The following is a 19364-nucleotide window of genomic DNA, read 5'->3' as shown; positions in this document are numbered from 1 at the left end:
ACTAATTTGTTTCTATTCTGATAACTCTTCTAGAGTTTCCTTGATCTCCGTAGAGTATGCTGAAATTTCTTTTGTTACTGTTGCAGTTCTTTCCACATCCTTAGTGTTTAAGTTTACCACATGATTAATATCTGCAATATACTTAACCAAATGCTCTACTTCCCCTGCCTGAACCTTAGTAGCTGCTGCAACCTCGATCGCCTGCTCTGTGACATTTTTTACATTTTTTACAATTGTATCAGTACTCTTAGTTTGTTCCTTCATAGCCCAAGTTATTTGCTTAATATCTTCTCTGGATCTACCTACTCCTTTTACTATTTCTTCTACACCTATTGCCTGCTCTTTTGCAGCCTGGGCTACTTGTACTGACTGCTTTGTTACATTTTCAATGGACGTTACTATATCTTGTCCTTGTTTTGCCTGCTCTTTTACCGCTGCAGCAATTTGTCTTACCTGTTCTCTAGAGTTTCCCACTCCTTCAATAACATCTTCAATACCCTTTGCCTGTTCTCTTACCGCTGCTGTAACTTGTTCCGCTTGATTTGTTACATTTTCAACAGATTTTACAATATCCTTACCTTGTTTTGCCTGCTCTTTAACTGCTACTGTAATTTGTCTTACCTGTTCTCTTGCGTTTTCCACACCTTTTATTACTTCCTCTACTCCACTAGCTTGTTCTTTCACCGCTACAGCTACTTCTGCACTTTGACTTGTTACATCTCCTACTAACTTAACAATGGACTTTCCTTGTTCTGCTTGAGAAACCATAGCCTCAGTAATTTGTTTAACCTGTTCTCTTGCATTTACTACTCCCTTAACAACTTCCTCAACACCTGATGCCTGTTCTTTTGCAGCCTGAGTTACCTGTACTGCCTGTTCTGTTGCATTTTTCACTGCATCTACTATGTTTTGTCCTTGTTTTGCTTGTTCTTTAACTGCTACAGTTATCTGTCTTACCTGTTCTCTAGCATTTACTACACCTTTAATTATTTCTTCTACTCCAATAACTTGCTCTGCGGTAACCTTAGTAACCTGCGCTGCTTGACCTGTTACGTTTTCCACTGCCTCTACTATATTTTGTCCCTGTTTTGCCTGCTCCTTAACTGCTACAGTTATTTGTCTTACCTGCTCCTTGGCATTTACTACCCCTTTAATTATTTCTTGTACTCCAGCAGCCTGTTCCCTAGTTGCTAAGGTAACCTGTGCTGCCTGATTTGTCACATTTTCCACAGACTTAACAATTTCTTGACCCTGTTTTGCTTGTTCTTTAACTGCTGCAGTTATTTGTCTTACCTGATCCCTTGCATTTCCTACACCCTTTATTATTTCATCAATTCCTGCAGCCTGTTCTTTTACTGCAACAGCAACTTCATTGCTCTGCTTAACTACATTTTCTACAGAAGTAACTATACTCTGTCCTTGCTTTGCCTGTTCTTTAACTGCTACAGTTATTTGTCTAACTTGCTCTCTTGAATTTCCTACACCTTTTATAACTTCATCTACTCCTGCAGCCTGCTCTTTAGTTGCATGAGTCACTTCTGCTGCCTGTTTTGTTACGTTTTCTACAGACATAACTATATCCTGCCCTTGCTTTGCTTGTTCATTAACAGCTACAGTTATTTGTCTAACCTGTTGTCTAGCATTTTCCACACCTTTTATTACTTCCTCTACTCCAACTACCTGTTCCTTAGCGGCGTGAGTAACCTCTGCAGCTTGCTTTGTAACATTCTCTACCGCGGCAACTATATTTTGTCCTTGCTTTGCCTGTTCATTCATTGCTATATTGATCTGTCTAACTTGCTCCTTTGCATTCTCTACCCCTTTAATTACATTCCCTACACCAACAGCCTGCTCTTTTGTAGCCTGAGTAACCATAGATGCCTGATTAGTTACTGTCTTCATTGCTTCCAATATTTGTACGCTGCCTCTGTTTTGACTTTCCGTAGCGGTAGTTATCTCTTTAATTTCAGTTGTTACACTCTCTATGCCTCCAACTATTTTATTTATTACTCTACCAACTTCATCACTTAACTTTGTTCCATACTCAACCTTATCTGTTCCAACTGCAATAGCTTGTATAGCGTTGATTGTTTCCACCTGAATTCCTTTTATAAGTTCAGATATTTCCTTTGTTGCAGTAGCACTTCTCTCTGCCAGTTTTCTAACTTCATCTGCAACCACTGCAAAGCCTTTGCCATGTTCTCCTGCCCTTGCTGCCTCAATAGCTGCATTTAATGCAAGTAAATTTGTCTGATCTGCGATATCATCTATAACGTCAATAATACTTCCTATCTTATCCGAACTCTTTCCTAGATTTGTGATTACATTTTCAGCCTTATGAATAACTTCAGATATTTCTTTTATAGCAACTAAAGTATTAGATACTGCCGTTTGTCCATTTTTCGCATCTTGCTGTACTAATTCACTTAATTTATTTACATTCTGGGCATTTTGTGCAACTTGACTTATGGAAGCTGCCATATCTTCTACAGTTTTAAAAGTTTCTGAGGAAGATTTCTGTAACTCCTCTGCATTACTAGATACTCCTTGAATAGACTTACCCATTTCTTCTATAGAAGCTGATATTTCTTCTACAGATTTAGCAGTGCTTTCACTATTCCCCGCAACCTGCTGTATGGAAGCTACTATCTCCTGCACTGCCGCTGCTGATTCATCTGCTGAACTTTTTAAACTTTCTGCATTCCCTGCAACTCCTCTTATGGATTTTCCCATCTGCTCTATTGAGGAAGATATCTGCTCTACTGAACTTGCAGTACTTTCACTGTTTCCTGCTACCTGCTGCACAGAAGCTACCATCTCCTGTACTGCTGCTGCTGATTCATCTGCTGAAGCCTTTAGACTTTCTGCATTTCCAGCTACACCCTTTATAGATTTTCCCATCTGCTCTATTGAGGAAGATATCTGTTCTACGGAACTTGCAGTACTTTCACTATTTCCTGCTACCTGCTGAATAGAAGCTACCATCTCCTGGACAGCCGCTGCTGATTCATCTGCTGAACCCTTTAGACTTTCTGCATTTCCGGCTACTCCTTTAACGGATTTGCCCATTTGTTCTATTGAAGAAGATATTTGCTCTACTGAACTTGCAGTACTTTCACTGTTTCCTGCTACCTGCTGCACAGAAGCTACCATCTCCTGTACTGCTGCTGCTGATTCATCTGCTGAACCTTTTAGACTTTCTGCATTTCCGGCTACTCCTTGAATAGTCTTTCCCATCTGCTCTATTGCCGCAGATATTTGTTCAACGGAACTTGCAGTACTTTCACTGTTTCCTGCCACTTGTTCTATAGAAGCTACTATTTCTTGTACTGCTGCACTAGTTTCTTCTGCTGAACCCTTTAAGCTTTCTGCATTGCCTGCTACTCCCTTTATGGATTTTCCCATTTGATCTATAGCCACTGATATTTCTTCTACTGATCCTGCAGTACTTTCACTATTACCTGTTACTTGGTGAATAGACGCTACTACTTCTTGTACTGCTGAAGAGGTTTCCTCTACTGAGCCTTTTAAGCTTTCAGCATTTCCGGCTACACCTTTAACAGATTTGCTCATTTGTTCTATAGAAACGGATATCTGTTCTACAGAGCTTGCAGTACTTTCGCTATTTCCTGCCACTTGTTCTATGGAAACAACCATTGATTGGATAGTATTTGCCATATTTTCAGTTGAATTTTTTAAACCTTCCGCATTACCTGCTACATCCTTTATTGATTTCCCCATTTCTTCAATAGATGCTGATATCTGCTCTACTGAACTTGCAGTACTTTCACTGTTTCCTGCTACCTGCTGAATGGACGCCACTATTTCCTGCACTGCATCTGTAGATTCTTTAGCTGAAGCTGTTAAGCTTTCTGCATTGCCTGCTATCCCCTTTATTGACTTACCCATTTCTTCAATTGCTACTGATATTTCTTCTACTGATTTAGAAGCACTATCACTATTTCCTGCTACCTGTTGTATTGAAGCTACTATTTCCTGCACTGCTGCTGTAACTTCTTCTGCAGACCCAGTCATACTTTCACTATTACCTGCAACACCTTTGATAGACTTACCCATTTGTTCAATTGATGCTGATATTTCTTCAACAGAACCTGCCACACTTTCACTATTGCCTGCAACTTCTTTAATTGAAGCTGCAATATCTTCCAAGGAGCTTTGGGATTCCTTAGCAAGGTTTGTTAACTGCTCAGCATTTCTCACTACCCCAGTTATGGATTTAGAAATCTCTCCTGTCATTGAATTTGTAGATTCCACTGCTATTGCTTGCTCGCTAGTGCCCTTTGTAACTTGTTCAGTTATGATGGATAAATCCTTTAGTTTGTCATTTAGTTTTTTAGATGTTGAGAATGCACTATATATTTTATTAGATAAGCCTGAACTTTTCATAAATTTTAACGCCATATTTTTATTAAAGTTTCCCATTTAATTCCCTCCAAAGGTTTTGCTATTTTTGATTTTTTCCACATCCAAATTGTTATGTTCTGCAATATTTAAAATGATATTTTCTTCTACAATTTTACTGCTGATCATTCTTGATAACCCCACTACGTCTAAAATACAGGCTACGCTTCCATCTCCTAGTATTGTGGCCCCCGATACCCCTTCAACCTTGCCAATATATGAACCTAAAGGCTTAACAACTATTTCTTGGTTTCCAATAAGCTTATCTACAACAATACCAAATCTTTTTTCTGCAACTCCAATGACCACAATAAATATATTCTTAGTACTTTTTTTCCTAGGAAGCTTAAAATAATCATGAAGCCAAATTAAAGGATGTATTCTATCTCTTATAACCACAACAGATTGTTTTTTTACAGATGATATTTCACTTGCAGGTATTCTAACTATTTCCACAATATTGCTCATTGGCAGTGCGTAAATCTCTTGGTGAATCTTAACTAACAAGCCTGTTAAAATTGCAAGAGTTAACGGCAATTTTATTGTAAATGCAGTTCCCTTACCTTCTTCGGTTTCCACATCAATTATTCCATTTAATTTGTCAATATGACTTCTTACAATGTCCATTCCAACGCCTCTTCCTGAGACATCGCTAATATTTTCTGTTGTGGACAGCCCAGTTTCAAATATTAAATTAATATTTTCACTGCGGGACAAAGCAGCTGCTTTTTCAGGTGTTATCACTTTTTTTCTTATAGCTGAATCCTTTATTTTTTCTAAATTCAAACCTGAACCATCATCTGCTATAGATATTATTACATGGTTTTCTTGATGAAAAGCTCTTATTTTAAGGGTTCCTTTTAAGGCTTTACCTCTTTTTTCTCGCAGCTCTGGTTCCTCAATCCCATGATCCACCGAATTTCTGATAATATGAATTAGTGGGTCTGTTATCTCCTCAATTATGGTTCTGTCCATTTCTGTGTCTCCACCTTCGAGATTTAAATCAATCTGTTTATTTAAAGATTGACTTAAATCTCGTATCATCCTAGGAAAACGATTGAATAACTGCTGCACTGGCAACATACGAGCTTTCATGACAGTTTCCTGAAGTTCACTGACAACTCTTGATACGTGATTGGATATCCCAAGCAGGTCATCTATAGTGGAATCACTACTATACCTACTATGGAGAACGTTTCCCACCTGGGCAATTCTAGTTTGCTCTATTACCATTTCTCCTACTAAATTCATCATTTCCTCTAGTCGTTCTATATCAACCCTCACTGTTCGAGAGGCTTTTTTATTTTTGTCACTACTACTAATTTCTATAGAAGTTTCTGTAGCCTTGTTTACTTTTTTGTCTACCTCTTTAATCTTATAAGATGCTACTTTAACCTCTTCCACATCCATAAAACTCTCCCTAGCCTTTGACTCTAAAGCCTCTGGATTCATTTTAGTTATAAGCAAATAATTAATTTTAGTCACATTTGAATCATCTGGCAAAAGAAATACATTAGGTTCTGATGTAATTACATCTCCTAATTCATTCAAATCGCTTAGTATAAGACAAGCTCTTGTTGCTTTCATAAAGCTGTCTTCGGACAGCTTTACTTTACATACAAGGCAGTTATGGCCGCCTTTGAGGGCGCTTTCCATAATACTTTTACCATCATCATTTAATATAAATGCTAATTCTTCATTATCTTTTTCACTAGAGTCACCTTTAGGTAACTTAAGAGTTTGGTCCTCAAACTGATTTGTAAGTATTAATTTAAGCTCTCCTACTAATTCAGAGTTTTCAATATTTGTATCATTTTTATTTTCACCAAAGCCTTCTTTTAAAAGTCTTAAACAGTCTAAACACTTAAAAAGAATATTTATAATGGCTATATTTATACTTAAAGAGTTATTTCTGATTTTATCCAGCACATTTTCCATCTCATGAGTTAGACTTGTCATCTTGTCATATCCAATTGCCGCTGAGGAACCTTTAAGTGTATGCGCTGCTCGAAATATTTTTTGAATAACGCTAGGTGTTTCACCATTCTGCTCTAAATCCAAAATACCTTGTTCAAGTAATTGGAGTTGTTCTTCCACTTCATCTAAGAATGCTCCAATCATTTCAGAATCTTCGTACATTCCAGGCATACTGCACCTCCTTATTCATAAAGCACCACATCTATCTTTAAAAGACTTACAACTCCTTCTGAAGTGATGCCTAGTCCTTCAAAATACTCTCCATCAATTCCCGCAACCATATCTGGAGGAGGCTGAGTATCTGAAAACTTTATAACATGATTAACTTTGTCCACAATTATTCCAACCATTTCACCTTTACTTTCAACTACTATTATTCTTGTAGACTTAGTAACTTTATAATTTCCTAGATCAAATCTCTTATGAAGGTTTACCACTGGAATAATTTTTCCTCTCAAGTTAATAACCCCTTCTAGAAACTGCTTACTATTATGTACTGGTGTAATTTGCTGCATTCTTATAATTTCATGAACGTCGCTAACTTTTAAAGCATACTTTTCCTTTGATAATTCATAGGCGACAAATTGAATATCTAACAAATCGTTCATCGATTCTTCCTCCAAACCCATATATAAAATTATAATTTACTTAGTGTTTGAATTACGTACTCTTCCTTATATGGTTTTACAACAAAGCCTTTTGCTCCAAGCATTATAGCCCTTCTTACCCAAGATTCCTGCCCTAAAGCAGAAATCATTACAACTTTTGCGGACGGATCCTGCTTCTTAATCTCAGTCAATGCCTCCACTCCATCCATTTCCGGCATTGTAATATCCATTGTTACAATATCTGGTTTTAGAACGGAATACATACTGATAGCCTCTAGTCCATTTGATGCTTCTCCAACCACTTCAAATCCATTTCTCTGTAATATTGTTTTAAGAGAAAGCCTCATAAATGCAGCATCATCTACTACAAGAATCCTTTTCATAATTTCCCCCTCCAAGTTAAATATAATTTTTTTTAAGTTCTTAGCACATTTTTAAGAGCATATCTATATTTGATATAACTTTTTCTTTTAGAGAAAAATTAAAATTATACATTCTCCATTTTAATATTGTCTCTCTAACTCCGCCTAGGATTATATCAGCAAATCCTTCACTATCTATATCGCTTCTTAATTCCCCATTTTCTTTGGCTTTTTCTATGTATCTGATTATAAGTCTTGACCGTGATTGAAATATTTCTTTAGCTTTTTCAGATATATTAGCTTCATGCTGTAGTGTCTCATAGTTATTTGATATTGCAGATATAGATGGGTAGTTTTCATAGTATTCTGATATCATCTTAAAAAAGAAGATAATACTTTCTTTTGCAGAAAACTTATTTAATTCGGTTGTATCTTTAATACTTTTGTCAAACTTAGAATAATAATCTAAAACACCTAAAATAATCTCATCCTTACTTCTAAAATGCTTGTATAAAGTCCCATCAGAGATTTCCTGCCTTCTACATATTTCTTTAGTTGTTAGTCCTTGAAATCCTAAATCGCTAATAATATCAATGGCTGTAAGAATTACCCTCTCTTTTCTTTTCATATAAGAGTTCACTTTAATTCCTCCTAACCTTTTTTCGAGTAACCACTCGCTTTATTTAATTATAAAAAAATTGTATACTTTTGTCAATAAATAAACAATAACGTTAAAACATTTACTATAAATGATAATACTGTATAAATATCTAGTAATACCAATACAATTAACTGCTTAGCAATATAAAATTCTCAAATAAAAAGAACTGTAAGCAAACTAAGTGATTGAAGATTTGCTTACAGTTCTTCTATAATAGAGTATGCAATAATCTAAGTTCAACTGTTACATACCCTACGTTATTACATTAACCTTTTTATAAGAATTATATTCTGATAATTTATTCATATAAAGTAAAAACTTAAATTATGTGAGGTTACTATGATAATTCAAAAGCTCCAGTATAAAGCTGATAATATTTGCCCTTCTGATTTATTAATTCATCATGATTTCCGCGTTCAATAATACTTCCTTGTTCCAGCACCATAATAACATCAGAATTCTTAACTGTAGAAAGTCTATGAGCAATTACAAATACTGTTCTTCCTTTCATAAGTTTATCCATTCCGTCTTGAACAATAGCTTCTGTTCTTGTATCTATACTAGAGGTCGCTTCATCCAATATTAAAACTGGCGGATCAGCAATGGCCGCTCTGGCAATAGCCAATAATTGCCTTTGCCCCTGTGATAGGCTACCTCCATCACCAGATATTATTGTTTTATATCCCTCTGGTAAATGTCTTATAAATCCATCTGCATTTGCAAGCTTAGCTGCTGCAACCACTTCTTCATCACTGGCATCCAATTTTCCATACCTTATGTTATCTGCTACAGTACCAGTAAACAAGTGTGTATCTTGAAGTACTATTCCAAGGGACCTTCTTAAATCATCCATTTTAATCTTATTAATATTAATACCATCGTATCTTATTTTACCATCCTGGATTTGATAAAAACGATTAATTAAATTAGTAATAGTAGTTTTTCCTGCACCAGTAGCACCTACAAAAGCTACTTTTTGTCCTGGTTTTGCATAAAGCTTTATATTATGAAGTATAATTTTGTCGTCATTATAACCAAAATCCACATCATCAAATACTACATCACCACAAAGTTTTGTATAGGTAATTGTGCCATCCTCATGAGGATGTTTCCATGCCCATATTCCAGTATACTCCTTAACCTCTACCAATTCTCCACTTTCACTTTCCTTTGCATTAACTAAAGTTACATATCCTTCATCTAATTCTTTCTTTTCATCAAGAAGCTTAAAGATACGCTCTGCCCCTGCTAAAGCCATAATAACAAAATTAAATTGTTGAGCCATTTGATTTATTGTCTGGCTAAAGGTTCTTGTTAACTGTAGAAATGCTGCAATTCCTCCAAGAGTAAAACCACCAAACCCTCCAATAGCAAGAATTGAACCTAAAATAGCAACACATACATAATTTATATAGCCAATATTACCCATGATAGGCATTAAAACATTAGCATACTTGTTTGCATTGTTTACACTGTCACAAAGCATATTGTTTAATTTATCAAAATCCAGCTTAGCCTCTTCTTCATGACAAAAGACTTTTACAACTTTTTGACCTTCCATCATTTCTTCTATGTAACCATTTAATGCACCTAGATCTTTTTGCTGTAAACCAAAATATTTTCCACTTTTTGCACCAATAGATTTGGTAACATAAAACATCAAAATTACAATCAAAACTTCAACTGCTGCTAATGGTAAACTTAGATAAATCATAGAGATAAATATACTAACAACAGTTATAATGGCTGATAATAGTTGAGGTATCCCTTGGCTAATCATTTGTCTCAATGCATCTGTATCATTTGTGTATAAACTCATCAAATCTCCATGAGAATGTGTGTCAAAGAACTTAATAGGCAAAGTTTGCATATGTGAAAACATATCATCTCTTATTTTTTTTAGGGATCCTTGAGAAATTACAATCATAACACGACTATATACGTATGTTGCTAAAACTCCAATATAGTAGATAACTGCCATAGTAATTATCATTTTAAGTAATGGTCCAAAATCAGCTGCTGATTTATTTAAAAGCGGTGTAATATAATCATCAATTAAATTCCTTATAAATAATGTACCAACAACATTAGCAAGGGAACTTATAATAATAGTTACTAATACAATAAAAAACAATAATTTGTATTCCTTAAACACATAAGATAGTAATCTTTTTAAGGTCTTTAAAGAATCTTTTGTCATTTTTCCACGACCACCTCTGCGTCCACCTGGCCCATGTATCACTCTAGGTTTAATAGCATTATTTTGACTCATTATTATCAGCTCCTTTCACTTGAGATTCATAAACTTCACGGTATATATTATTTGAATTTAATAATTCTTCATGAGTTCCAATGCCATCTACTTTTCCATCATTTAATACAATAATCCTATCTGCATCCTGTACTGAAGAAATACGCTGTGCAATAATAATTTTTGTAGTATCAGGTATTATTTCTTTAAATGCCTTTCTAATAAGAGCGTCGGTTTTAGTATCTACTGCACTAGTGGAGTCGTCTAAAATCAGTATTTTAGGCTTCTTAAGCAAAGCTCTTGCAATACATAGTCTTTGTTTTTGTCCTCCAGATACATTAGTTCCACCTTGTTCAATAAAGGTATCATATTTATCTGGAAGAGTTTCTATGAATTCATCTGCTTGAGCCTGCTTACATGCATTAATTATCTCTTCATCCGTAGCATTCTTATTTCCCCATCTTAGATTTTCTTTTACGGTTCCAGAGAATAATACATTCTTTTGTAATACCATTGAAACTTCATTTCTAAGAGTTTCAATATCATACTTTCTAACATCAATTCCGCCAACTTCTACGGCTCCACTTGTTACATCATATAATCTTGGAATAAGCTGAACAAGAGTAGATTTAGCACTACCAGTTCCTCCAATAATGCCTATAGTTTCACCAGAATTAATTTTTATGTTGGCATTTTCTAAAGTTAGATTGTCCTTATTTTTACTATAACTAAAGTGGACATTATTAAAGGTTATAGATCCATCTTTTACTTCATATATTGGATTTTCTCCATTTGTCAAATCACTTTTTTCATCTAAAACTTCTGTAATTCTTTCTACAGATGACTTTGACATAATTACCATTACAAACACCATAGACATCATCATAAGGCTCATTAATATATTCATTGTATAAGTAAATAAGCTCATTAGTTCACCAGTTGTCAAGGAATTTGAGACAATCATCTTTGCTCCAAGCCAGGATAAAAGCAAAATACAAGTATAAACTGCAAGCTGCATTGCAGGACCATTAATTATAATTAGTTTTTCTGCTTTTATAAAGTAATTATATAGAGTTTGAGAAGCCTTATAAAATTTATTTGTTTCATATTCTTCTCTTACATAAGCCTTTACAGCTCGAATTCCAGTCAAATTTTCTTGCACACTAGCATTTAAATCATCGTATTTTTTAAAAACCTCCATAAAATATGGATGTGCACTAGTCATAATAAAGTACAATACAATTCCAAGAAAAATTATTGCTCCCAAAAATACTAGAGATAATTTTGCATTAATATAAAAACACATGCTCATAGCAAAAATCAGCATAAACGGTGCTCTTACAAACATTCTTATTATCATTTGAAATGCATTTTGAACATTTGTTACATCTGTAGTAAGCCTTGTTATAAGTCCTGCAGTAGAATATTTATCAATATTAGAAAAAGAAAAATTTTGTATGTTATAATACATTCCTCTTCTTAAATTTCTAGCAAAACCAGATGATGCTCTAGCTGCATGCTTACCTCCCAGCACACCAAAAGTAAGGGACAAAAAGGCTGTTATAAGCATTACGCCCCCAACAATACATACATATTTCATGTTCCCTTTTCCTACTCCATTATCAATGATCCATGCCATTAATAGTGGAATGATTGTCTCCATTACTGCTTCTAACCCAACATATATTGGAGTGAGAATAGTGTCTCTTTTAAATTCTCCTATATAAATTATTATTTTTTTCACCATGTAGATTCCTCCTTTTTGTTAGGCTTCTAACTAATATTTCAAAAAAAATTGAATTTAGTCCTCAATTTTTTTAGCTAATCTATTAATTAAATTTACAAACATACCTGTTTCCTCATCACTTAATTCATCTCTTAATATTTTTTCAATCTTAAGAATAGAACTATATACATTTTTATTAGTTTCTAAACCTTTGTCTGTAATTACTATCTTCTTAAGTCTAGCATCTTCACAAACACTTACCCTTTTAATATAACCATTTTTCTCCATAAGCTGAAGTACACTGGTTACTGATGAACGTCTAATATCAAGTTCTTCCTCTATATCCTTTTGAAAAATATCTTTCTTATCAGATTTATGGTTTAGAAATCCAAGAATCCTTCCTTGAACACTGGTTACCCCATATTTTGAAGCTTCCTTACCAATTTTTCTATTAAGTTTATTACAAAAGGTAAATATTTGTTTACCAATGTGTATCTTGTCGTCCAATTCTACACCTCCACTAGTTTGTTAGACTTCTAACTAATTATATTTTAAATTACATTATTTTGTCAATAGTTTACAACACTTTTACAGTTGACCAAAAAGAACTATAAGCAGATTAATTAATAAAAAATCTACTTATAGTCCTTCTATAATAGAACACATAATAATCTAAGTTGCATCACTATACCTAATGATGTTATAGAAATAATACATTTCTAATAGCGAAGTATAAAAGAACAACTGCACCTAGCACTATCCTATACCAGCCAAATACCTTGAAATCATGCTTTTTAATATAATTCACAAGAAATTTAATTGCTACAATAGACATAACAAATGCAACAATCATACCAGTTGTCAATATCACTATTTCTGAATCTGTAAAACTAAAACCAAATTTGAACACTTTCAATACACTGGCCCCTAGCATTATAGGTACAGCAAGGAAGAATGTAAATTCCGCTGCAACGGTTCTTGAAACACCTATTAAAAGCGCTCCTAGAATAGTTGAGCCAGAACGGGATGTACCTGGAAATACAGCAGCTACAAGCTGAAATATTCCAATAATTAATGCTGTTTGATAAGTTATTTCTGAGATAGTTGTTATCCTTGGTCTCTTACCCTTATTATAGTTTTCAATTAGAATAAATAGTATTCCAAATAAAATTAGCATAATTGAAACAGTCTGATAGTTGTAAAAAAGTGCATTTAGTTCATCATCCCATATAACACCAACAATTGCAGCAGGTATACATGCAACAATAATTTTAAACCACATGGACATCTTATCCTTTTCTATTGAAAAGCCCCGCTTAAAGGAAAAAGGTATTAGCTTGTCAAAATAAAGACCAACTACCGCAAGAATGGCTCCTAGCTGAATAACAACAAGGAACATCTCCTTAAACCCACTGCTTACATTAAGCTTTAAAAATTCATCTACTAATATCATATGTCCTGTACTGCTGATAGGGAGCCACTCCGTAATCCCCTCAACAATACCAAGTATAATAGCTTTTAATATTTCTAAAAAATCCATCTCTTCCTCCTACTTTGCATCTTGTTTTCTAAAGTAAATTATGCTTATTATAAATCCGGTTACAGCAATTATGGCTATTAATAGCAACCAAATCGAACTCCTTCCCCCTTTCACAGTCTTTTACTATAGTTACAAAACTTAAGTATATTATAATCTAAATTATATTAACATGGTAAATAGTTTTTACTATTAATTTATATAAGTTAACTAAGTTTTTTTCCTGGTAATTCTCTAAGTTTGTTACTTAACAAATAAAATTATAACACTTATTTTGCATTATTTAACTAATACTTTGTATTAAATCAAATCACATACAAACATATATATTAAATTAATGATATAATTCCGTATATAGGATAAATACACGAACCTATCTTTAAGATTATATAAATGTAAAAATGGGAGGATAATTATGCTTAAACATAATGGAACAGAAACTATTGAAACAGATAGGTTGATTTTAAGAAAATTTCCTTATACAGATGATGATGATATGTTAAAGTATTGGATTAGCGACCCTTTAATACAATCAATGTATTGTGAACCTACTTACACAAATAAACAAGAAGTCTCAGAGCTCTTAACTAAGCACATATCTTCTTATGAAAAGCCTGATTACTATCGTTGGGCCATTGTTTTAAAAGAAACGAATGAATGTATTGGACAAATAGCCTTTTTCCTTGTAGATAACAAAAATCACTTTGGTGAAATAGAATATTGTATTGGCAGTAAATTTCAAAACAAAGGTCTTATAACTGAAACAGTAAAAGTAATTATTCAATGTGGTTTTAAAAACATTAATTTTCATAAAATATAAGTTTGTCACAGAGAAGATAATATAGCATCAAAAAAAGTCATTGAAAAATGTGGTTTTAAATATGAAGGTACTCTTAGGGATTCTTTCTATATAAATGACAAATATATAGATAGGTTATACTATTCTTTGTTAGAAAAAGAATGATAACTATTGAAAACACCATTGTTTCTTTTTGCTATCAATTTCATAGCATTATAATTCGTATATTGAACAAAATAGTAAAGTGATACTATGATTTAATTCTTATTTTAGGAGGAAAAATGCTATGAGTAAACAAAAAAATTCTGCGCCTGGAATCCAAAAAGAAAAAGAAAGAAAATCAAATAATTCTGAAAGTAAACATATCAAAAAAACACATAGAGAAGGCTGATATTAAAGTTAATTTAAAGATATATCCTTATGTTTAATTACAGAAAATATAGTGCATGTTGGCCACTATAACAATAAATAAAATAGGACTGGCTTGATTTAATTCAGTCCTATTTTATTTACTATTATAGTATACATCACTAATATCAAATACTTCTTTTTCCCTTAGCATTTGAAAAATATTATCAATTGAATAACGTATCTTTGTAAGGTTGGGTACTATAAATTTCCCATATTGAATAACAATTGTAGGTTCAAATGTTATTAGATGTCCAAACTTTCTATACTTTATCTTTAATTTTGAAACTATTCTTTGGAAAAATCCAATTAGAATAATTGCTGTTGCAGTATGTATATGTTCAATTTCAGGGTCCGCTATATCCGCTCCAACTACCGCACCTAATATTATTATCACTAAGAAATCAAAAACAGGAAGTTCACCAATAGAACGCTTACCCATATATAGGGTTATTACTAACATTAACGGTAAAATGGTTACTATTCTACCGATTACTATTAAAAGTTCTTTAATCAAATGCATATAAATACAGCTCCTTCAACAATATCGTTTATTGCTTTAGTGTTTCCAATTATCATAAGAAATTTTCAGATCAGACTTGATTATATTAAACCCTATATTTAAGGCAACCTGTTACCTAATTTTCAAAGAGCATTTTTCATAAACTCTTACACCAAACATTTTATTCTTTAATTAGTTTTTAAATTTAGGGTTTATTCTTTATAAACTTGTAAATTATATATTCATATAGAGTTTTGAACACTAAAATTTTAACCCTATATTAACATAGAAAAACAACAGGAGGATTTCATGAATTGGTATAAAGATTATAGATTAGTTAAAAATGATGATGGATATACCGTTATAATATATTTAGACCCTGAAACACCTGAATTTGCTAAGGAATTAATGACTGACCTAAAAGAAAATCTTCTATCTTTTGATGATGAAATCAGAAAATTTATGTCGGAAAACTTTGCAAACACTAAAATTAACTCAATAAAATTAATGCTTGGTGCTGCGATAGTAGGTACTATCCCCTTTATGGCTCATGCTCAAGTGCAAGCATCAGGACTTACTTCAAATACTGCTCAACAAACTACTACCCAAGCAGGTGGATTTATCACTTTGAATACAACAGGAAAGGTAACAGCTAGCAATCTTAATGTAAGAAAAGGGCCATCTACTAGTTATTCAATTATCCATAAACTTTGGCAAAGAAATGTAGTTAAAGTAATTGGTCAATCAGGTAACTGGTATAAAATTCGATTATCTGATGGAAGAGTTGGATGGGTTAGTAAAACATATTTACAATTACCCACTCCAACAGCTACCAGAACTCAAAAAATTAACAGCCTGATTTCTACTGCAAAATCTTTATTAGGAACACCTTATGTTTGGGGTGGGGAATCATTAAAAGAAGGTGGATTTGACTGCTCTGGTTTTACTCAATATGTATTTAAAAGTGTAGGTTATAACTTGAGCCGTATTTCTGCAGATCAAGCAAAACAAGGAACATGGGTTTCTAGAAATAGTCTGCAGCCAGGAGATTTAGTATTTTTTTCTCTTGCAGGAGATGGACGTATTTCTCACGTAGGCTTATATATTGGCGGCATGAAGATGATCCATAGTCCCAAGGCCGGCGATGTGGTGAAAGTTACAGATATATCTACATACTTCTGGCACAATAACTATATGACTGCAAGGAGGATTATTCGCTAAAGTATTAGCTATTTCTATTTACAGGTGGGGTTATCCCCCTATAATTTTTAATAGCTTCTTACACTATATTAGTTCCCTTTATATCGTGGATCTTAACTAAAAAGAAACCTGCTGCTAATTCTATACTGGCAGGATTTTTAACATTAATTGGTGCATTAATATTTGAACTACATATTGGGACTGTAAATCAACACGCTGTTATAGGAATTCTGTACCTTATAGTATTCAATACTCCATTGCATTTTGGGTTCAAAATATTGCACAAAAATATACTTCGGACAGTGATACTTCCATACTAATATTCCTTGAATCAGTATTTGGCTGTTTTTTATCTATAATTCTATTAGGAGAAGTGCTTACAAAAAATTAACTTTTGATTATGGGCCAGACAGAAAAATCACACCTAAGATATTAGATATATTAAAACAGAATAATGTAAAAGGGAATTAAAGAAAATGGCTACGAAATTGTGACCTTGGATAAGATGCTTAATATAAAAGCTTATAAATAGAGATTGTCCTTAGTTTTATTTTTTGCAAAGGACAAAATTATAACTGTAACTATAATGCATACTGTTCCTAACCATTGCAACATTCCTAAAGGTACATGTAACCATAATACAGATAAAAAAGCAGCAGATAAAGGTTCAACAGAAGATAGGATACTTGTTTCTGTTGGTTGTATATATTTTAAACTTTCCAAATAACAGTGAAAAGCAATGAGGGTTCCAAATAATACTACAAATATAACAGCAAATATTGAATTAATAGACCATTCACCTGTAAAATTCCAAGGCTGATGGATAAAGCTAAAAGCTAGTCCACCAATTAGCATCCCCCATCCAACTACAAGTGTAGAACCCCATTTAGCAAGGAGGGTACGAGGCTGCAATGTGTAGTAAGCCGCAGCAAATGCTGAACTAATTCCCCAAAATAATGCTAACTTCGAAATAGATATACTATGAATATTACCCTTTGTAATAATAAAAAATGTACCTACCATCGCTAATCCAATAGCTACGATTTCTTGTAAACTTGGAACTTTTTTAGTACGAATAGCTAAATAACAAGTAATAATTACCGGCGATAAGTATTGAAGTATTGTAGCTGTTGCTGCATTTCCATATTTAATAGCAGCAAAATATGTATACTGTACACCTAACATTCCTATAACACTAAAAAATATAAGATTCAATCTACTATGTTTAAACTTCCACACTTTCCATATATCTTGGTTCCCCTTTGCGAAAGCATATAATAATAAAGTTATTCCTGACACTAATAGACGAATTACAACAAGCCACTCTGGGCTAAATCCTTTTTTCTGAAACAAGTATTGAGCAACAGTGCCGGATACTCCCCATAACATGGAGCCTATAATTACAAGCATTATGCCTTTTACCCTTGGTTGAAATTTCACTATATTTCCACTCACTTTCCTTCTAAATTATTCTTAATAAACTTTACTATGAAAATTATCTACAACAAAGACTAATTTCACTTTAAAATATCAGATATTGTTTTCATTAATACTTAAGTTTCTATAAATTAAATCATCTCGTTTTACAAAACCAAGTGATTTCCAAAACTTATTTCCTAAATCGTTTGAGGCAAATGCAACCAGTGCAACTTTATTTATTTTTTCTTTTTTTAAAGCATTCAGCACAGCATCTACCAAAGCTTTTCCAATTCCCTTCTTACGATAATCAGTATTAACTGCTGTATGATAAATGTATCCTCTTCTTCCATCCTGACCACATAATATTACACCTACAATCTTATTTTCTACCTTTGCAATATAATTTGTGGTAGGATTTCTTTTTAAAAACCTTTCTATTCCCTCAAATGAATCATCTAAACTGCGGATACCCATTCCTTTTGTATTTGTCCATAATTGGTATACTTTATCATAATCTTCAATTTTCATTAACGTTATTTCCATACTTCTCATCCCCCAAAACCAATATAAATAGAATTACTAACAAAAAATATAAGAATAATCCTATTAATTTTAATTATTATACCATGCTTTCTATGATATGGATTAAATTTCACACAAAATTTTGGTCAAGACTTAGCATATTAATTAGCAAAAACACATGATTTACATAAAAAGTTAAAATATAATATAGAAAAAAATTGCCTTTATTTGCATTAGTAAAAGTTATATAATTATATCATTATGGAGAAAAGGTGATATAAAATGAGAAAATATGATACTGTTATATTTGATTTAGATGGAACATTACTTAATACTCTTGATGATCTTACTGATAGTGTGAACTATGCATTAGAACTGCATAATTTTCCATGTAGAACTATAGAAGAGGTTAGAAGTTTTGTTGGTAATGGAGTTGCTCGTTTAATGGAACTTGCTATACCTGACGGATATAATAATCCTAAGTATGAAAACTGCCTTACAGATTTTCGTAACCATTATTCCAAAAATATGCAAAATAAGACTGGCACCTATAAAGGGATCCTAGAGCTTTTAGAGGAGTTATCAAAGAGAAATTACAAACTTGCTATTGTATCAAACAAATTCGATAAGGCTGTAAAGGGACTTAATCAAATCTATTTCCAAAAATATATAAAAGTAGCTATTGGGGAATCAGAAAACATCTCCAAAAAGCCCTCACCAGACACTGTTTTTAAAGCACTTGAAGAGCTGTGCTCTACTGCTGATAAGTCCGTATATGTAGGAGATTCAGAAGTAGATATTAAAACTGCTAAAAATTCTAAGACTACTTCTGTAGGTGTAACCTGGGGATTTAGGGATAGAGTAGTTTTAGAGCAGGAAGGCGCAGACTATATTATAGATAGACCAGAAGAGTTATTAAAAATAATCAACTCTTAAAGTCTATTACGAAAATGTACAGGCTTATTCATCG

Annotated in this window: 17 protein-coding genes; 5 read left to right on the top strand and 12 right to left on the bottom strand. The window is 33.1% G+C overall.

All coding sequences use genetic code 11. The annotated features are described in order from the left end of the window. Positions 1–12: 12 nt before the first annotated feature. From CLMAG_RS10235 to CLMAG_RS10195, 9 genes are all read right to left on the bottom strand, one after another. Positions 13–4443: a methyl-accepting chemotaxis protein gene (locus CLMAG_RS10235; RefSeq protein ID WP_066621729.1), complete on the bottom strand. Its 4431-nt coding sequence runs from the start codon at positions 4441–4443 to the stop codon at positions 13–15. Then, complete coding sequence (locus CLMAG_RS10230; protein ID WP_082831875.1) at positions 4444–6570, bottom strand: chemotaxis protein CheA; 2127 nt, start codon at positions 6568–6570, stop codon at positions 4444–4446. An 11-nt stretch (positions 6571–6581) separates the two neighbouring features. Beyond that, the gene (locus CLMAG_RS10225; protein WP_082831874.1) at positions 6582–7007 is read right to left on the bottom strand and encodes a chemotaxis protein CheW; all 426 of its coding nucleotides are present in this window, start codon (positions 7005–7007) and stop codon (positions 6582–6584) included. Positions 7008–7036: 29 nt separating this feature from the next. Further along, complete coding sequence (locus CLMAG_RS10220) at positions 7037–7390, bottom strand: response regulator (RefSeq protein WP_066621725.1); 354 nt, start codon at positions 7388–7390, stop codon at positions 7037–7039. 40 nt (positions 7391–7430) lie between these two features. Beyond that, positions 7431–7997, bottom strand: coding sequence for a TetR/AcrR family transcriptional regulator (locus CLMAG_RS10215; protein ID WP_066623009.1), 567 nt, complete (start codon positions 7995–7997; stop codon positions 7431–7433). Between the two features lie 370 nt (positions 7998–8367). Next, complete coding sequence (locus tag CLMAG_RS10210; protein WP_066621721.1) at positions 8368–10302, bottom strand: ABC transporter ATP-binding protein; 1935 nt, start codon at positions 10300–10302, stop codon at positions 8368–8370. Next, entirely contained in the window at positions 10289–12028 is a 1740-nt protein-coding gene (locus tag CLMAG_RS10205) for an ABC transporter ATP-binding protein (RefSeq protein ID WP_066621720.1), read from the bottom strand. The genes CLMAG_RS10210 and CLMAG_RS10205 overlap by 14 nt, the downstream gene beginning before the upstream one ends. A gap of 54 nt (positions 12029–12082) precedes the next feature. After that, the gene (locus CLMAG_RS10200) at positions 12083–12514 is read right to left on the bottom strand and encodes a MarR family winged helix-turn-helix transcriptional regulator (RefSeq protein WP_066621715.1); all 432 of its coding nucleotides are present in this window, start codon (positions 12512–12514) and stop codon (positions 12083–12085) included. A gap of 193 nt (positions 12515–12707) precedes the next feature. Continuing rightward, positions 12708–13547, bottom strand: a complete 840-nt coding sequence (locus CLMAG_RS10195; protein ID WP_066621713.1) for an undecaprenyl-diphosphate phosphatase — start codon at positions 13545–13547, stop codon at positions 12708–12710. A 412-nt stretch (positions 13548–13959) separates the two neighbouring features. Between CLMAG_RS10195 and CLMAG_RS10190 the strand changes: the two genes are divergently transcribed. Further along, a complete protein-coding gene (locus CLMAG_RS10190) occupies positions 13960–14364 on the top strand; it encodes a GNAT family N-acetyltransferase (RefSeq protein ID WP_341420312.1) in 405 nt (134 codons plus the stop codon). A 484-nt stretch (positions 14365–14848) separates the two neighbouring features. Here CLMAG_RS10190 and CLMAG_RS10185 read toward each other — a convergent pair whose 3' ends face one another. Next, complete coding sequence (locus CLMAG_RS10185) at positions 14849–15274, bottom strand: DUF421 domain-containing protein (RefSeq protein ID WP_242872997.1); 426 nt, start codon at positions 15272–15274, stop codon at positions 14849–14851. A 288-nt stretch (positions 15275–15562) separates the two neighbouring features. On the opposite strand from CLMAG_RS10185, the gene CLMAG_RS10180 reads away from it, so the two are divergent. The 3 genes from CLMAG_RS10180 (at position 15563) to CLMAG_RS34680 (ending at position 16924) form a co-directional block, all read left to right on the top strand. After that, positions 15563–16474 (top strand): C40 family peptidase, encoded by a 912-nt coding sequence (locus CLMAG_RS10180; protein WP_066621711.1) that lies wholly within the window; start codon positions 15563–15565, stop codon positions 16472–16474. A gap of 223 nt (positions 16475–16697) precedes the next feature. Next, positions 16698–16844: an EamA family transporter gene (locus CLMAG_RS34920; RefSeq protein ID WP_139264097.1), complete on the top strand. Its 147-nt coding sequence runs from the start codon at positions 16698–16700 to the stop codon at positions 16842–16844. After that, positions 16784–16924, top strand: coding sequence for a polysaccharide deacetylase family protein (locus CLMAG_RS34680; protein WP_341420325.1), 141 nt, complete (start codon positions 16784–16786; stop codon positions 16922–16924). The genes CLMAG_RS34920 and CLMAG_RS34680 overlap by 61 nt, the downstream gene beginning before the upstream one ends. 51 nt (positions 16925–16975) lie before the next feature. Here CLMAG_RS34680 and CLMAG_RS10175 read toward each other — a convergent pair whose 3' ends face one another. Together CLMAG_RS10175 and CLMAG_RS10170 are read right to left on the bottom strand one after the other, a co-directional pair. Continuing rightward, positions 16976–17893 carry a DMT family transporter gene (locus CLMAG_RS10175; protein WP_066623008.1) on the bottom strand — a complete coding sequence of 306 codons (918 nt, stop codon included), beginning with the start codon at positions 17891–17893 and terminating at the stop codon, positions 16976–16978. A gap of 90 nt (positions 17894–17983) precedes the next feature. Next, a complete protein-coding gene (locus CLMAG_RS10170; RefSeq protein ID WP_066621709.1) occupies positions 17984–18415 on the bottom strand; it encodes a GNAT family N-acetyltransferase in 432 nt (143 codons plus the stop codon). Positions 18416–18676: 261 nt separating this feature from the next. On the opposite strand from CLMAG_RS10170, the gene CLMAG_RS10165 reads away from it, so the two are divergent. Beyond that, positions 18677–19330, top strand: a complete 654-nt coding sequence (locus CLMAG_RS10165) for an HAD family hydrolase (protein WP_066621707.1) — start codon at positions 18677–18679, stop codon at positions 19328–19330. The last annotated feature ends 34 nt before the right edge of the window (positions 19331–19364 follow it).

This window comes from Clostridium magnum DSM 2767 (assembly GCF_001623875.1).
GTDB classification, from domain to species: Bacteria; Bacillota; Clostridia; order Clostridiales; family Clostridiaceae; genus Clostridium_AM; species Clostridium_AM magnum.
The sequence above is the reverse complement of the archived record's forward strand: the minus strand, read 5'-3'. Positions and strand labels throughout refer to the sequence as shown.

Bases quoted from the DNA above. Each gene is read 5' to 3' on its own strand.
- CLMAG_RS10235 (WP_066621729.1), bottom strand. From the start codon at position 4,443: ATGGGAAACTTTAATAAAAATATGGCGTTAAAATTTATGAAAAGTTCA.
- CLMAG_RS10230 (WP_082831875.1), bottom strand. From the start codon at position 6,570: ATGCCTGGAATGTACGAAGATTCTGAAATGATTGGAGCATTCTTAGAT.
- CLMAG_RS10225 (WP_082831874.1), bottom strand. From the start codon at position 7,007: ATGAACGATTTGTTAGATATTCAATTTGTCGCCTATGAATTATCAAAG.
- CLMAG_RS10220 (WP_066621725.1), bottom strand. From the start codon at position 7,390: ATGAAAAGGATTCTTGTAGTAGATGATGCTGCATTTATGAGGCTTTCT.
- CLMAG_RS10215 (WP_066623009.1), bottom strand. From the start codon at position 7,997: ATGAAAAGAAAAGAGAGGGTAATTCTTACAGCCATTGATATTATTAGC.
- CLMAG_RS10210 (WP_066621721.1), bottom strand. From the start codon at position 10,302: ATGAGTCAAAATAATGCTATTAAACCTAGAGTGATACATGGGCCAGGT.
- CLMAG_RS10205 (WP_066621720.1), bottom strand. From the start codon at position 12,028: ATGGTGAAAAAAATAATAATTTATATAGGAGAATTTAAAAGAGACACT.
- CLMAG_RS10195 (WP_066621713.1), bottom strand. From the start codon at position 13,547: ATGGATTTTTTAGAAATATTAAAAGCTATTATACTTGGTATTGTTGAG.
- CLMAG_RS10190 (WP_341420312.1), top strand. From the start codon at position 13,960: ATGCTTAAACATAATGGAACAGAAACTATTGAAACAGATAGGTTGATT.
- CLMAG_RS10185 (WP_242872997.1), bottom strand. From the start codon at position 15,274: ATGCATTTGATTAAAGAACTTTTAATAGTAATCGGTAGAATAGTAACC.
- CLMAG_RS10180 (WP_066621711.1), top strand. From the start codon at position 15,563: ATGAATTGGTATAAAGATTATAGATTAGTTAAAAATGATGATGGATAT.
- CLMAG_RS10170 (WP_066621709.1), bottom strand. From the start codon at position 18,415: ATGGAAATAACGTTAATGAAAATTGAAGATTATGATAAAGTATACCAA.
- CLMAG_RS10165 (WP_066621707.1), top strand. From the start codon at position 18,677: ATGAGAAAATATGATACTGTTATATTTGATTTAGATGGAACATTACTT.